A 14,641-nucleotide genomic window follows, 5' to 3' on the forward strand; every position below is an offset into this window, starting at 1 on the left:
CTGTGTGCCGCAGGAGTTACTTAGCCTTTACGTGTTGTTCCAGCCATTGATCCTGTTCCCAGAGCATGTGTAAGATGCTTTCCTTGGCTCGGTATCCGTGAGACTCCTTGGGTAACATTACCAGTCGTGCCGTGGCACCAAGGCCTTTAAGCGCATTAAAATAGCGCTCACTTTGCATGGGGTAGGTACCACTGTTGTTATCAGCCTCGCCATGAATAAGCAATAACGGGGTTTTCATTTTGTCGGCATGCATAAAGGGCGACATGGTGTAATACACCTGGGGGGCTTCCCAGTAAGAGCGCTCTTCCGACTGGAAGCCAAATGGCGTGAGGGTGCGGTTATAGGCACCGCTGCGAGCAATTCCGGCCGCAAATAAGTCAGAATGGGAGAGCAGATTAGCCACCATAAAGGCACCATAGCTATGACCACCCACTGCCACACGCTGCCGGTCGATAAGCCCGCGAGCGTCAACAGCATCAATAGCAGCCTTAGCGTTGGCCACTAACTGGCTGCGGAAGCTGTCATTGGGCTCCTCGTCACCTTCGCCAACAATGGGGAAGGCGGCGCCATCGAGTACCACATAGCCTTTGTTTACCCAGTAAATAGGCGAGCCCCAGAACGGATAGGTAAACTCATTGGGGTTACTGGTATTCTGCGAGGCGCTGTTTTGATCTTTATACTCTCGTGGATAAGCCCACAGGATCATTGGATATTGCTTACCTTCCTGGTAGCCAACCGGCAAATAAAGCGTGCCGGAAAGCTCCAGCCCGTCATCACGCTTATACGTGATGACTTCCTTTTTGACGCTCTGAATGGCTTTAAACGGATTTTCAAAGTCTGTTAACTGCGTGAGTGACTGGTTGCTTAAGTGCCTGAAGTAGCGGTTAGGGTATTCACTTTTCGACTCGATACTCACAGTGAGTTTTTGCTCATCAACTTTGTAATCGTATAGCTCTTCCAGTTTATCGGTATAGGCAGACTGATAGAGGCGCTCTTTTTCGAGCGTTTTAAGATTAAGACTGTCGAGGAAAGGAAATTGTCCTTTATCTGAATAGCCATCGCCAAGTAAAAAGACCTTCGCGCCATCCATCGCCAGTACGCTCTGACCAAATTCATTGCGCTCAGTCACAAAAGAACCCGGATCGCTGTAGGCATCCTGATAATTACGATCGAAAATAACCGCAGGCGCTACAGTGCTGTCGCCTGGAGTAAACGCATAGGCTTTAGTATTGCGGGTATTCCACCAGTAATCCTGAGCAATCGCATAGTTGTCGTTACCCCACATAATGCGTGAAAAGCGATTATGGGTTTTAAGTAGCAACGACGGAGTGCCATCGAATGGCGGTTCCAGCGTGTAAACCGCATCGCGATATTCAACTTCAACAGCCGGATCGCCTTTATCCTGCGCTTCGGCAAAAACCAGCGTCGCCGGTTTATCGTCACGCCACTGTATAGAGCGTCTGCCTTCTCGAGTGGCCATAAAGCCTTTGGGCAGATCTTCAATCAGCGGTACCGACACGATCTTGTTGATGAACTCACCGTGTTTGCTATACACACTGGTAACTGAGGGAAAACGGTTAAACTGCACCAGATAGCTGAACGGCTTTTCATACTGGGTGACCAGCACATACTCGCCGTCAGGCGACACATTAATATTGCCGTACATAGCTGGCGGCAGCCAGCGTGAGGCTTTGCCATTCAAATTTACTTTCATGAGTGTAGAGCGGGTTAGCTGCTCAAAGTTGAATTCGTCATTTTTGTTTTTCAGCAGATCCTGATAAGTGCGGTTCTGGGCTTTTTTACCGTCACTCTCCGATACCGTCGGGCCGGTCGGGGTGGCGGTTTCGGTGTTAATCAGCGCCTGGCGGTCCTCTGGAACCACTTTCACCAGCAGCGCGGAGCCGTCAGCAAACCAATTAATCACATCGCGCATGTTGGCGTTAAGGATGGCTTTGGTAAGGCGTTTGGCCTTGGCGGTTTTTAAATCTAAAACCCATAACTCAATGCCGTTAGGGGTCTTGTGGGTCATTGCCATTTTCTTTTGATCCGGGGACCAGGCAAAATTGGATAAGCGGGGGTTATCGGGTAATCCGGCGATTTCTACCGTTTGCTGGCTGTTAACTCGCTGAATTTTTAAATCGTTATAAAAGGTATCACGACTGCCGATATTCGCTTTGGGATCAATACGTAACCCCCCCAGTCGCAGCTCCTCCTCGGATAACTCGGCAATAGTTTTATAGGTATCGCGGTACAGCATCAACGCAGTATCCTGACTATCATTCATCAGAAAATAGGGGGCGCGTTTTACATCGACGAGCTGGAGAATTTCCTCTGCCGGTTTTTGATATTCAGTGGCAGCGGGTACCGTTGGCGAGAGTATAACCGCAAAACAGAGTGCAGCAGCTCGCAGTCCTAACCAGTGATATTGCATGTTTTTCCCTTTTCTTTATTAGTATTTTGCTATCTGTCGTTATAAATGGGGTCAAAATAAGTTCAACCGCTGTCCATATTAGCCTGATTTGTAAAGTCAGGTGAATAGGGCAGGGCTGAATAACATTTACATACGCTTAACTTCTAACAGCCTTTTACGTTTTGTATGAGGTAGACGACAATGAAATGCTAAGTGCTTGTCTGAAATGAGAAATAATCTGTAAGTGTGGTTTGTGCAAAGGGGCGACTGTGGGTTTGGATAAAGATAACAGAGTGAGATATCCGCTTTGCATAGAATGACAATCAACCCGGTTCCTCACCCGAAGTATGGGTAAGCGGTACTTTGGGCCAAAAAAAAGCCAGTCCCGGGGGACTGGCTTATTATAATCGTGCCATGCGAAACGGCTTATTCGTCAAGGAAGCTGCGCAGTTGTTCTGAACGGCTTGGGTGGCGAAGTTTGCGTAATGCCTTGGCTTCAATCTGACGGATACGCTCACGGGTAACATCAAACTGCTTACCAACTTCTTCCAGCGTGTGGTCGGTATTCATGTCGATACCAAAGCGCATACGCAGTACTTTGGCTTCACGAGCCGTAAGGCCTGCAAGGACTTCCTGCGTGGCGTCTTTCAGGCTGCCGCCGGTTGCTGAATCGAGGGGCTGAATAATGGTGCTGTCCTCGATAAAATCACCCAGATGCGAGTCTTCATCATCACCGATGGGCGTTTCCATCGAGATAGGCTCCTTGGCAATTTTCAGTACCTTACGGATCTTGTCTTCTGGCATCAGCATGCGTTCAGACAGTTCCTCTGGCGTAGGTTCGCGACCCATTTCCTGTAGCATCTGACGAGAGATACGATTCAGTTTGTTAATGGTTTCAATCATGTGTACCGGGATACGGATGGTCCGCGCCTGGTCTGCGATTGAACGGGTGATTGCCTGACGAATCCACCATGTGGCATAAGTTGAGAACTTATAACCGCGACGGTATTCAAACTTATCAACCGCTTTCATCAGACCGATGTTACCTTCCTGGATAAGGTCCAGGAACTGCAAGCCACGGTTGGTGTATTTTTTCGCGATTGAAATTACCAGACGCAGGTTAGCTTCCACCATCTCTTTCTTGGCGCGACGGGCTTTTGCTTCACCAATCGACATCCGGCGGTTAATGTCTTTAATGTCGGCAATAACCAAGCCGGTTTCTTGCTCAACCTGAGAAATCTTGCCAACACTACGTTCGATTTCTTCTTTGTACGACTTTAATGCCTCAGCATAAGCGGCACTGCCAGAGAGGATAGTGTCTAACCATGCTGTTGAGGTTTCATTACCGGCAAACGCTTTGATGAAATCCTTTTTCGGCATTTTGGCGTGCATCACGCAGTATTTCATAACCAGGCGTTCCTGGATACGAACGCGGTCCATCATCTCGCGCATGTTACGCACCAGACGATCAAACTGTTTCGGAACCAGGCGGAATTCTTTGAAGATATCGCTTAATGCATTGATTTCCTTGCGGGAATCAGCATGTGTACGACCTTTGGTTTCAATGACGTCGCGGGCTACCTGATATTGGTCACGCAATTGACCAAACTTCTGACGGGCTTCTTCCGGATCAACACCCGTATCGTCTTCGTCGTCATCATCGTCGTCGTCATCATCGTCATCATCTTCGTCGTCCAGTTCTTCCTGAGAAAGTTCTGAACCAACGTGAGTAGCGGTGGGGGCGAGGTCTTCTTCGTTATTCGGGTCAACGAATCCGGAAATGATATCGCTTAAGCGGATTTCTTCGGCTTCGTATAAGTCCCACTGATCGAGCAGGTAAGTAATGGCTTCAGGGTATTCAGCAACAGAACACTGCACCTGATTAATACCGTCTTCGATACGTTTGGCGATTTCGATTTCGCCTTCACGGGTAAGAAGTTCAACGGTACCCATTTCACGCATGTACATGCGAACCGGGTCTGTCGTACGTCCAATTTCGCTTTCAACGGTTGCCAGCGCTTGCGCTGCCGCTTCTGCAACTTCTTCGTCAGTGGTGGTTTCCTGCATTAACAGTTCATCGGAATCCGGTGCAGATTCTGCTACCTGGATACCCATGTCATTGATCATGCGGATGATATCTTCTATCTGATCCGAATCGACAATGTCTTGAGGCAGATGGTCGTTGACTTCAGAAAACGTCAAATAACCTTGTTCTTTACCTTTCGCAATCAGGAGTTTAATCTGAGACTGCTTGCTTTGCGCCATATACCCTACACTTTTAAAAAATTAACCATTGCAATATGCCCCGCCAGAATGTCAATCTATGGCGGACCGAGGTAATAACGTTACACTTTACCTACGTCAGACTGCTTTTGTTGGTTTACGTTTAATTGCCTGCCCATTGCGACGACGGCAGCGAATTACACAGTATAACAGAAACACGGTTATTTTGACTACTACGGCGGTTACTTTTACCGCATCTAATTTTGCTGATAAGCCTTTCAAAACTTACCGAATCTGCTTGAATCGTGCTGTTAACTCGCGCGCCTTTGTTCGCTATTTGTCAGCCTCCTGAACAACGGCTTAAGCCCGCAGGCCAATCCTGTAAACCGCTGCTGTGAATAAAACACATCACTGCGAGTTCAAATGAACGCAGACTTAGCTGCTTTGCCGCTCCCGCATGAGCATGTTTAATTCCTGTTTTTCGTCACTGCTGAGCGCCTGAATTCTTGATTTTGACAACAATTGGTCAATGCGGCTATCGAAATGCCAGTCTAACAAGCGGGCAAAACAGTCACGAAATACTCTTTGTGAGTCGGCTTCGTCAATAAAATGCTCTTGCACCAGTAACCGACCCAGACTCTTTGAATAAGGGTGCTCTCGGAAGTTTTCAACCACCTGTGCGGTGTTAGCCTGCGGATGAGTGGCACAAAAACTGAACACATCCTGTAAAACATTCAATCCCGCAATACCTGAACCATTAAGAAATTCAGGCTGTACCGAGTCGGCACACTCCGCTGCCAGTGACGGGTGTTCCAGCAACAACCTAATCATTACGCTTATCGGCGATAAGCGGGTTTTATTAACATTGCCTACCGGATTTTTTTGCTGCTGGGGCGTGGCCGGTCCGGGGCCGGCATTAGCAGCCCGGATATCGCGGTCGAGTTTAAAGCGGTCGTACTCACCCACGTGTTTGCTCAGCTCTTCGCCTAGCATCAGTTTTTGCTGTTCACCGGCTACCTGGTCAATGAGCGGCTTGGCGGCCGACTTTAACGCAATTTTCCCCTCGGGGGTGCCAACTGAATGCTGCTTGAGTAATGCGTCAAAAAAGAAGGTGGATAGCGGTGTGGCCTTTGCCACTAGCTCTTCAAACGCCTCCTGACCAATTTGTCGTATCATGGTATCGGGATCTTCACCGTCTGGCAGAAACAGAAATTTCAGCTGAACACCGTCTTTGAGCGCTGGCAGGGCATTTTCTACTGCTCGCCAGGCGGCGTCACGGCCGGCCCGGTCACCGTCGTAACAACAGACGATTTCCTGGGTACCACGCATCAGCATGCTCATGTGATCCTGGGTGGTAGCTGTACCCAAAGCCGCTGTCGCATACTGAATGCCATACTGACTCAGCGCCACAACATCCATATACCCCTCAACCACCATGATGCGCTGTAAGTTGCGTTGCTGGCGGGTCTGGTAGTAGCCAAACAGCTCGTAGCCTTTATGGAAGATACGGGTTTCCGGTGAGTTCAGGTATTTGGGGCCGTTGCCTTCCATAATACGACCACCAAAGCCACACACCCGACCCCGTTTATCGCGTATGGGAAACATGATCCGGTCGCGAAAAAAGTCATACTGTTTGCCGTTGTCGTTCTGATTAACCAGTTTCAGGTCGAGCAGCTGTTTTTTCAGCGCGTTGTCGGTACCAAAGGTTTTCAGTACAGCGTCCCAGTCGGGTGGCGCGTAGCCAATCTCCCACTGTTTTACAATCTCGCCTGACAAACCCCGTTGCTTCAGGTAATCCACCGCTTTACTGCCCTGGGCATGGTGCTTTAACTGATGCTGAAAGAAGCGTGTGACTTTTTCCATTAACTGAAAGTCAGACTCGTTTTGCTGTTTGTTCTTGTCACTGGTAAACCGACCTGAACCTTGTTCTCTGGGAACGTCAAGGCCGTGCAGTTTAGCGAGTTCTTCAATGGCTTCAACAAACTCCAGGCGATCGTAATCCATCAGGAACGAAATGGCGTTACCGTGTTCACCACAGCCAAAGCAATGATAGAACTGCTTATCCTGACTGACGGTGAAGGAAGGTGTCTTTTCGTCGTGGAACGGACAACAGGCTGAATAGTTTTTTCCCGCTTTTTTTAGCCGCACCCGGCTATCAACAATTTCGACAATATCGGTACGGGCCAATAAGTCGTCGATAAATTCGCGAGGGATCTTACCTGCCATAGAATGTGCTACGCTGCCATGAAGTATTGTGGTTGCGGATACTTTATCAGGATATGTGGTTAGCGCAATGATCTGCGCTACAACCATAAATGCCAGCGGGTGAGGGGGAAATTACCCTAAACGCTGTTTGATTTGGGCGCTCAATGCACCCATATCGGCCCGGCCTTGTACCTGGGGTTTTAACACACCCATCACCTTGCCCATGTCCTGCATGCCACTGGCACCGGTTGAAGCCATGGCTTCATCGATCAGGGCTGCAATTTCCTCTTCGCTAAGAGGCTGGGGTAGGAAAGACTCGAGTTCGACAATCTCTGAGCGCTCAGTTTGCGCCAGGTCATCACGACCTGCCGAATCATACTGCGCGGCAGCATCCTGGCGCTGTTTAACCATTTTAGTTAACACTGCCAGGATATCAGAATCGCCTAAAGTTACCTGCTCATCGATTTCTTTTTGCTTAATTGCTGCTAACGCCATGCGAATAGTGCCAAGGCGAACTTTATTTTTAGCCCGCATAGCATCTTTTTGTGCATTTTTTAAATCGTCAATTAGCGCCATAAGTTACTCAGTCGATGATTGCTTACAGGTTTAACGCTGCAATAAAATAGTGCAGCTAAAACTGAACTAAATTAACTTAGTACAGTTTTACGCGACGTGCGTTTTCGCGAGCCAGCTTTTTCAGGTGACGTTTTTTAGCAGCAGCTTTCTTGCGCTTACGTTCCCAGGTTGGCTTTTCGAAAAATTCACGACGACGAACTTCTGACAGAACACCGGCTTTTTCACAAGAACGCTTAAAACGACGCAGTGCAACGTCAAATGGCTCGTTTTCTCTAACTTTAACGATAGGCATTAAAAATTCACCTCAAAACTTAACAGGATGTCCGGGATAAAAGCGGTACTTTTAAACCACCCGGGTTAAAAATGGTGCGAAATTCTAATCATTCACGCCCACGATGTAAAGTCCTAGTGTTAAAAAAATAGCCAAAATGACGGTTATGATTCACTTCTCTGCGCCGCAGTGGCCTGAATTCACCAATTCGGGTAAACTTCGCAGCCATTATCCCGGCTTAATTTGAAGAAACAAGGTAAACAGAACACTATGCGCGTATTAGGAATTGAGACATCCTGTGATGAAACCGGTATAGCCGTTTATGATGATGAACAGGGGCTTTTGTCTCATACCTTATACAGCCAGGTAAAACTGCACGCCGACTACGGTGGTGTTGTGCCGGAGCTGGCCTCCCGCGACCACGTGCGAAAAATTGTTCCCCTGATCCAAAAAGCACTGAGCGACGCCGGTTCAACCTCGGCAGATATCGATGGCATTGCCTACACGCGAGGCCCTGGTCTGGTAGGCGCCTTACTGGTGGGAGCTTCAGTAGGCCGGTCGCTGGCCTATGCCTGGGATGTACCTACCATTGGGGTACATCATATGGAAGGTCATCTGTTAGCGCCCATGCTGGAAGATAATGCGCCGCCCTTTCCATTTGTTGCGTTACTGGTGTCTGGTGGCCATTCAATGCTGGTGCGGGTTGATGGCATTGGTAGCTATGAGCTCTTAGGGGAGTCTATCGACGATGCCGCCGGTGAAGCCTTCGATAAAACGGCTAAATTGCTGGGGCTGGATTATCCGGGTGGGCCTTTGCTGGCAAAACTGGCAGAAAACGGCGAGGGCGGACATTACCGCTTCCCACGCCCGATGACCGATCGTCCCGGACTGGATTTTAGCTTTAGCGGCCTTAAAACCTTTGCCGCCAATACCATTCGCGATGCCGACGACAGTGAGCAAACCAAAGCCAACATCGCTTTTGCTTTTCAGGAAGCGGTTATTGATACGTTAAGCATTAAGTGTAAGAGAGCACTTAAACAAACCGGCCTGAAACGGTTGGTCATCGCTGGAGGTGTGAGTGCCAATACGTCACTGCGCGCTGCCATGACAAAATTGATGCAGGACATTAACGGCGAGGTGTACTACCCGGGGTTAAATTTTTGTACCGACAATGGGGCAATGATAGCGTACGCCGGGCTGCAACGACTCAAAGCGGGCGAAACCACTCCTCTGTCAGAATCGGTGGTTCCTCGCTGGCCGCTTGATTCATTAACACCAGTGTCATAAAAAGGGTGTTATCTTATGCTTTTTAATTGATATCAAAGCCTTTTATGAAATTTTTTCGTTGGCGCAGTCTGGTTGGCTGCCTGATTCTTGTTAGTCTGAATGTACATGCTGAACGCCCGGAACAGCATGTGGTATTAATCTCAATCGATGGCTTCCGCCACGACTATATCGAAAAGCATCAGGCCCGGGCGATAGCCGGCATTGCTGCGAGGGGGGTGCGCGCTGAAAGCATGCAGCCCGTTTATCCGGCCAATACGTTTCCCAATCATATTTCACTACTCACCGGTTTATTGCCGGTCAATCACGGCATTGTGAATAACCGCTTTTATGACAAGTCGCGCCATGCTTATTATTCGATGGGCGAAGCGTATAAAGACAGCACCTGGATTACGGCAATGCCATTCTGGAATCTGGTGGAAAGCCATGGGTACCCGGCGGCTACGTATTTCTGGCCGGAATCCGATGCACGCATCGGTGGGCAGTTGCCTTCTTATCACTTTCATTATTCCAAATACTCAGATTATCAGCAGCGGGTCGATCAGATCATTGAATGGCTGACCTACCCTGATACTACCCGGCCGGTGTTTATTGCCGGCTATTTTTCGCTGGTTGATACCGTTGGGCACGATTTTGGCCCGGATGCACCACAGACGTTTGCCGCAGTACAAAAAATAGATGCATTGATAGGCCAGTTGGATGAGCGCTTACAAGCCTTACCGATAAAGGTAAACCTGGTTCTGGTGTCTGACCACGGTATGAATGCGGTGGATACGAGCCGGATTATCTATCAGGATGAACTGAATATCAGCGAGGATTTTCTGGTCCTCAACGAAGGTGAACAAATACTGTTGTATGCCAAAGACGGCGTGAGCGAAGCCGCGGTGAAAGCGCAGGAAAAAGCCCTGCGGGCGCTGGCCCTGCCGGGTGTCAGAGTATTTGATGAATATCAACGAAAGCATTATCACATGCCGCGCAATCCGCGAACCGGTGATATTATAGTGACCATTGATGCGCCAGCCCGGTTTGCCAAAAATAAAGACAGTCGTATCGGGCCCGGCGGTCATGGCTATCTGCCTGAACATCCTGATATGGGCGCTACCTTTGTGGCGGTGGGACCTGCTTTCAAGCAGGGTAAATTACTCCCGCGCTTCAGCAATCTGGAGGTTTATCCGGCATTGGCTGAAGTGCTGGGGCTTGAGTTGATTCGCCCCATCGACGGTCAACTGGACGTACTCAATCAGGCGCTGGCGGAACATTAACCAAAGAGGTTTTGAATATGAGTAAGTCTTACCCCGAAATCACCCAACGCATTTCCAGTAACCTAAAAGCTTTACGCAGTGACATCAGCGATACCATGCAGGGTTTTTCTGCCATGGCTCAGGCCGCTACCAAAGACGGCGTTCTGGATAAGAAAACCAAGGAGCTTATCGCGCTGGCTATCGGCGTCTCTACCCGTTGTGACGGTTGTATTGGCTTTCACGTTAAAGCACTGGTTGAACTGGATGCGACGAAACAGGAAATAGAAGAAACGCTGGGCATGGCCGTGTATATGGGCGGTGGCCCGTCATTGATGTATGCGGCTGATGCGATGCTAGCTTACGAGCAGTTCAGTGAAGCGAAAGCTTAATTTCTGTAGCAGGCAGCCCCGGTTTGCATAGTTTGTCGATTGGCCCAATCGGCCTGGCCATCGATTATGCGCTGGTGTGGGGAGCGTTGCTTCTGGCGCTGCTCTGGCTGCGCGTAATAGAAAAAGGCAAGCCATTACGCGCACAAGTGGAAAACACGTTGTTTAGTGTTTTTGTGGCGGCCTTGCTTGGGGCCCGTGCCGGCTTCGTGTGGCGCATGTGGTCACAATATGAGTACGACTGGCTGGCCATGCTGGATATTCGCGATGGCGGCTTTTTACCCCAGGCTGGCTTTGTGGCCGGGGCAATCCTGTTGGTCTGGCGAATACAAAAACTCCCCGCGACACGCAGTCCGACGGTAAAGGTGCTTGTGCTCACCGCGGGGTGTATGTTGCCGGTTTACATCTGGATAAACTGGGTGAACCGCAGTGAAACCATGCCATTGCCGGTAGTACAAAATAGCACTTACCAGGCGGTAGACTTCGCCGATTTTAATGATAAACCCATCGTATTAAATGTGTGGGCAACCTGGTGCCCACCTTGTCGGCGTGAAATGCCAGTGCTTGAAAAGGCTCAGCAAAAATATCCCAATCTGCATTTTATCTTTCTTAATCAGGGCGAGTCAGCAGCGCGGATTAATGGTTTTCTTAATGAAGAGGGGTTGAAGCTTAACAATGTGCTTTTGGATCCCAGCGGTGAAATTAGTGAAGCCTTCGGTGTGGCTGTATTACCCACAACATTGTTCTATTCCACGCAAGGTGAACTGCTATACCGACATGTTGGCGGGGTATCGCCTGCCAGTCTGGACTACGCATTGGAAAAGTTAACCGATCCCGCACAGTAGCGGATAACCGTTATTCGTTGGCTTTACCTTTATCCCACACTTTACTTTCTTCGCCCCTGAGTAGCCGCTGAATATTTTCTTTGTGCCTGAAAATGATCAGCACCGACAGCATGGCCACCGGTATGGTATACATGGGTTTTATAAACCAGGTAAATACCGGTGCCAGCAGCACGGTTACGATAGCGCCCAGAGACGAATAGCCCCAGATAAACACCACAACCGCCCAACTGGCTACCAGCGAGCCAGCCAGCGCCGGACCAATAGGCAGCATGGCGCCAAAGGCTGTGGCAACGCCCTTGCCGCCGGCAAAATTAAAATACAGCGGGAAGATATGGCCCAGACAGGCAGCTATAGCAATAAAGCCGAGCGCTACCGGAGGCAGCCCCATAAAATAGGCAGAATAAACCGGAACGGTGCCTTTCAGTACATCGACGAGTAATACCAGTAACGCCGGGACCCGGCCACCGAGGCGATAAACATTCGTAGCGCCGGGGTTTCCTGAGCCATGGCGGCGGGGATCCGGCAATCGAAAAGCACGGCTAATTAATACTGCACTGCTAACAGAGCCTATCAGGTAGGCAACGCCAATCATTAACAGACTGAGTGCAAGCACGCCAATGCTCCAAAAGTGCATGAAAAGTGTGCACACACTACTAGAAGATCGCCTGTAAAGCCAGTCATTGTGACGCACAGGGTGACAGTAACCGGCAGACTCTCATAGTGGCCGGACTGGCCAAGTCTGCGCTGATCGCGTAATCTTCAGCGCCAGGGCTATACTCGCATAAAAAGGTGTTTTCACTATGCAGCAAATATTTATCGAAGGGTTGGAAGTCCCTACGCTGATAGGCGTATATGACTGGGAGCGCACCCAAAATACCGTATTGGTGATCGATTTGTTGATTGATGCCGATTTAACCGCAGCAATGCAGTCAGATGATGTCGCTCACACTATCGACTATGCGGCGGTAGCGGAAACGGTAAAACAGGTGGGAAGTGAATCGACCTTTGAATTACTCGAGGCCTTCGCCAATGCCATCATTGCCGCAGTGTGCGATACCTTTGCAGTGCAAAAGCTGGTACTGACTATTGAGAAACCTGGCATATTACCCGATGCCCGAAAAGTTGGGATCCGGATAACACATCAGGTAAGCCAGTAAAGTGAGCCTGCATCAGGTCTATATTGGCATTGGCTCAAATATTGAGCGTGAGTTTCACACTCGTGAAGCTTATCGGGTACTTCATCAGTATTTTGAAAATGTTGTGGTCTCTCCGGTTTATGATTGCCCGGCAGAAGGCTTTGACGGCCCCGGTTTTTATAACTGGGTGGCGAAAGTTGATACCAGCTTATCGCTGGATGCAATTTATCAGTTATTCAAACAATTAGAAGCCGAATACGGGCGAAAAGACTGGTATAAAAAGCACTGTTCACGCACAATGGATCTCGATTTATTGTGCTTCGATCAAAAGGTGTGTGATGCACCGGTGACGCTGCCCAGAGCGGAAATTTTACAGCGAGCGTTTGTGTTGCGACCATTGGCCGATATTGCACCCGCAATGCGCCATCCGGTTGTCGGAAAAACATTCTCGCAACTCTGGCAGGAATTTGATCACAGCAAGCAGCCAACCACGCCAATCGATTTTAAATGGAGTTCACCCCAGGGATGACGCTTTTCGAGATTATTATTTTAGCCATTATTCAGGGGCTAACCGAATTCTTACCCATCAGTAGTTCTGCACATTTGATCTTGCCTGCCGAAGTGCTCGGCTGGCGCAATCAGGGGCTGGCATTCGACGTAGCCGTGCACGTAGGTAGTTTGTTGGCGGTAATGATTTACTTCCGTAATGATATCCTGCAAATGACCGGGGCCTTTTTTAAGCACGGGTTCAGCCAACAACAAACCACCGACAGCAAGCTTGCCTGGTTTGTAGTAATCGGCACTATACCGGCAGTAATCGCCGGCTTTTTACTGAAAGACCTGATCGAAACCCATGCGCGTAGTGCCGCGGTAATTGCTACCACAACAATCCTGTTTGGTTTACTACTGTGGTACGCCGATGTAAAAGCTAAGCATGTGCAGAAGCTGGAACAACTGACACTGCGTCAGACCATTATCATTGGTCTGGCCCAAATGCTGGCGTTAATTCCGGGGACATCCCGTTCTGGTATTACGATGACAGCGGGTTTAATGCTGGGCTTAAACCGCGAAAGTTCGGCACGTTTTTCGTTTTTATTGTCTATTCCGGTGATCCTCGGTGCCGGATTATTAGCAGTAAAAGACCTGCTCGAAGCAAATGAAGCGGTCGATTGGTCGGCATTAATTTACGGTGCCGGCTTTTCTTTTGTCAGTGCTTATCTGTGTATCTTTTTGTTCCTTAGCTGGATTAGCCGAATTGGTATGTTACCGTTTGTGATATACCGCTTACTGCTTGGCGCCGTGCTGATTGCCTTTATATTCTGGTAAGCCCTGTATCGAATTTATGGAGAGTACAAATGGCTGAAACTATATTTGATAAGATTATTGATAAGTCTATTCCTGCAGATATTTTGTATGAAGATGACAAAGCGCTGGCCTTTAAAGACATAAATCCCCAGGCGCCTATTCACTTTTTAGTGATCCCGAAAAAGCAAATTGCCACCATTAACGACATCACCGAAGAAGACGAAGCGCTGGTCGGTCATTTATATACCGTCGCGGCCAAGTTGGCTGTTGAGATGGGCTTTGCCGAAGAAGGTTACCGCGCGGTAATGAACTGTAATGAGTTTGGTGGCCAAACCGTTTACCACATTCATCTGCACGTTTTAGCCGGTAAGTTGATGGGCTGGCCTCCCTACACAGATAAACCCAAGCATTTAGAGTAACAAAAAGCTAACGCTTTTTGTTATCCCGGAAGCGCCAAAGGCGCTGTCCGGGATCTCCTGAAAAGGCTGACTAGTCTAAACAGTATCGCGTTCGTTATCCCGGAAGCGCCAAAGGCGCTGTCCGGGATCTCCTGAGAAGGCTGACTAATCTAAACGGTATCGCTTTTTGTTATCCCGGAAAGTACGCAGTACTTATCCGGGATCCCCATCGTGCAATTGTAGAGTGTAAAAGTGCACTAGCTCAGTCATTGAAGCGTCAAAGAGACACTTACTCCACTAATATCTACCCGTCATAGCGGCCTTGAGCCGGTATCTCCTAAACAGTCTTTCACGGCTGAAT

General features: G+C 49.0%; 14 protein-coding genes. 8 read left to right on the plus strand and 6 right to left on the minus strand.

From position 1 onward, the window contains the following. Positions 1 to 16 precede the first annotated feature (16 nt). From AC27IB_RS22290 to rpsU, 5 genes are all read right to left on the minus strand, one after another. Positions 17 to 2,431 (minus strand): S9 family peptidase, encoded by a 2,415-nt coding sequence (locus AC27IB_RS22290; RefSeq protein WP_487123718.1) that lies wholly within the window; start codon positions 2,429 to 2,431, stop codon positions 17 to 19. A gap of 405 nt (positions 2,432 to 2,836) precedes the next feature. Next, on the minus strand, positions 2,837 to 4,675 hold the full coding sequence (rpoD, locus tag AC27IB_RS22295; protein ID WP_296045659.1) for an RNA polymerase sigma factor RpoD: 1,839 nt from the start codon (positions 4,673 to 4,675) through the stop codon (positions 2,837 to 2,839). Between the two features lie 393 nt (positions 4,676 to 5,068). Beyond that, complete coding sequence (gene dnaG, locus AC27IB_RS22300; protein WP_296045661.1) at positions 5,069 to 6,859, minus strand: DNA primase; 1,791 nt, start codon at positions 6,857 to 6,859, stop codon at positions 5,069 to 5,071. A 111-nt stretch (positions 6,860 to 6,970) separates the two neighbouring features. Then, a complete protein-coding gene (locus tag AC27IB_RS22305) occupies positions 6,971 to 7,414 on the minus strand; it encodes a GatB/YqeY domain-containing protein (protein ID WP_296045662.1) in 444 nt (147 codons plus the stop codon). Positions 7,415 to 7,490: 76 nt separating this feature from the next. Then, the gene (gene rpsU / locus AC27IB_RS22310) at positions 7,491 to 7,706 is read right to left on the minus strand and encodes a 30S ribosomal protein S21 (protein ID WP_012517258.1); all 216 of its coding nucleotides are present in this window, start codon (positions 7,704 to 7,706) and stop codon (positions 7,491 to 7,493) included. Between the two features lie 249 nt (positions 7,707 to 7,955). Here rpsU and tsaD point away from each other — a divergent pair, with 249 nt between their 5' ends. Genes tsaD through AC27IB_RS22330 form a run of 4 tightly spaced genes read left to right on the plus strand, consistent with a single transcriptional unit; the run spans position 7,956 to position 11,441 of the window. Continuing rightward, positions 7,956 to 8,972, plus strand: coding sequence for a tRNA (adenosine(37)-N6)-threonylcarbamoyltransferase complex transferase subunit TsaD (tsaD, locus tag AC27IB_RS22315; protein ID WP_296045745.1), 1,017 nt, complete (start codon positions 7,956 to 7,958; stop codon positions 8,970 to 8,972). Between the two features lie 44 nt (positions 8,973 to 9,016). After that, positions 9,017 to 10,231, plus strand: a complete 1,215-nt coding sequence (locus tag AC27IB_RS22320; RefSeq protein ID WP_296045747.1) for an alkaline phosphatase family protein — start codon at positions 9,017 to 9,019, stop codon at positions 10,229 to 10,231. Between the two features lie 17 nt (positions 10,232 to 10,248). Next, positions 10,249 to 10,599: a carboxymuconolactone decarboxylase family protein gene (locus tag AC27IB_RS22325; protein WP_296045750.1), complete on the plus strand. Its 351-nt coding sequence runs from the start codon at positions 10,249 to 10,251 to the stop codon at positions 10,597 to 10,599. A gap of 32 nt (positions 10,600 to 10,631) precedes the next feature. Next, positions 10,632 to 11,441 (plus strand): TlpA family protein disulfide reductase, encoded by an 810-nt coding sequence (locus AC27IB_RS22330; protein WP_487123722.1) that lies wholly within the window; start codon positions 10,632 to 10,634, stop codon positions 11,439 to 11,441. A gap of 10 nt (positions 11,442 to 11,451) precedes the next feature. On the opposite strand, the gene plsY is transcribed toward AC27IB_RS22330, so the two are convergent. Beyond that, on the minus strand, positions 11,452 to 12,054 hold the full coding sequence (gene plsY, locus AC27IB_RS22335) for a glycerol-3-phosphate 1-O-acyltransferase PlsY (protein WP_296045755.1): 603 nt from the start codon (positions 12,052 to 12,054) through the stop codon (positions 11,452 to 11,454). Positions 12,055 to 12,241: 187 nt separating this feature from the next. On the opposite strand from plsY, the gene folB reads away from it, so the two are divergent. Genes folB through AC27IB_RS22355 form a run of 4 tightly spaced genes read left to right on the plus strand, consistent with a single transcriptional unit; the run spans position 12,242 to position 14,301 of the window. Further along, positions 12,242 to 12,598 carry a dihydroneopterin aldolase gene (gene folB, locus AC27IB_RS22340; RefSeq protein WP_487123724.1) on the plus strand — a complete coding sequence of 119 codons (357 nt, stop codon included), beginning with the start codon at positions 12,242 to 12,244 and terminating at the stop codon, positions 12,596 to 12,598. A 1-nt stretch (position 12,599) separates the two neighbouring features. Then, complete coding sequence (gene folK, locus AC27IB_RS22345) at positions 12,600 to 13,106, plus strand: 2-amino-4-hydroxy-6-hydroxymethyldihydropteridine diphosphokinase (protein WP_296045763.1); 507 nt, start codon at positions 12,600 to 12,602, stop codon at positions 13,104 to 13,106. After that, complete coding sequence (locus AC27IB_RS22350; protein WP_487123726.1) at positions 13,103 to 13,903, plus strand: undecaprenyl-diphosphate phosphatase; 801 nt, start codon at positions 13,103 to 13,105, stop codon at positions 13,901 to 13,903. Before folK ends, AC27IB_RS22350 begins: the two co-directional genes overlap by 4 nt. 29 nt (positions 13,904 to 13,932) lie before the next feature. Continuing rightward, the gene (locus AC27IB_RS22355) at positions 13,933 to 14,301 is read left to right on the plus strand and encodes a histidine triad nucleotide-binding protein (RefSeq protein ID WP_296045768.1); all 369 of its coding nucleotides are present in this window, start codon (positions 13,933 to 13,935) and stop codon (positions 14,299 to 14,301) included. The last annotated feature ends 340 nt before the right edge of the window (positions 14,302 to 14,641 follow it).

Source organism: Alteromonas sp. 4NH20-0104 (assembly GCF_057547795.1).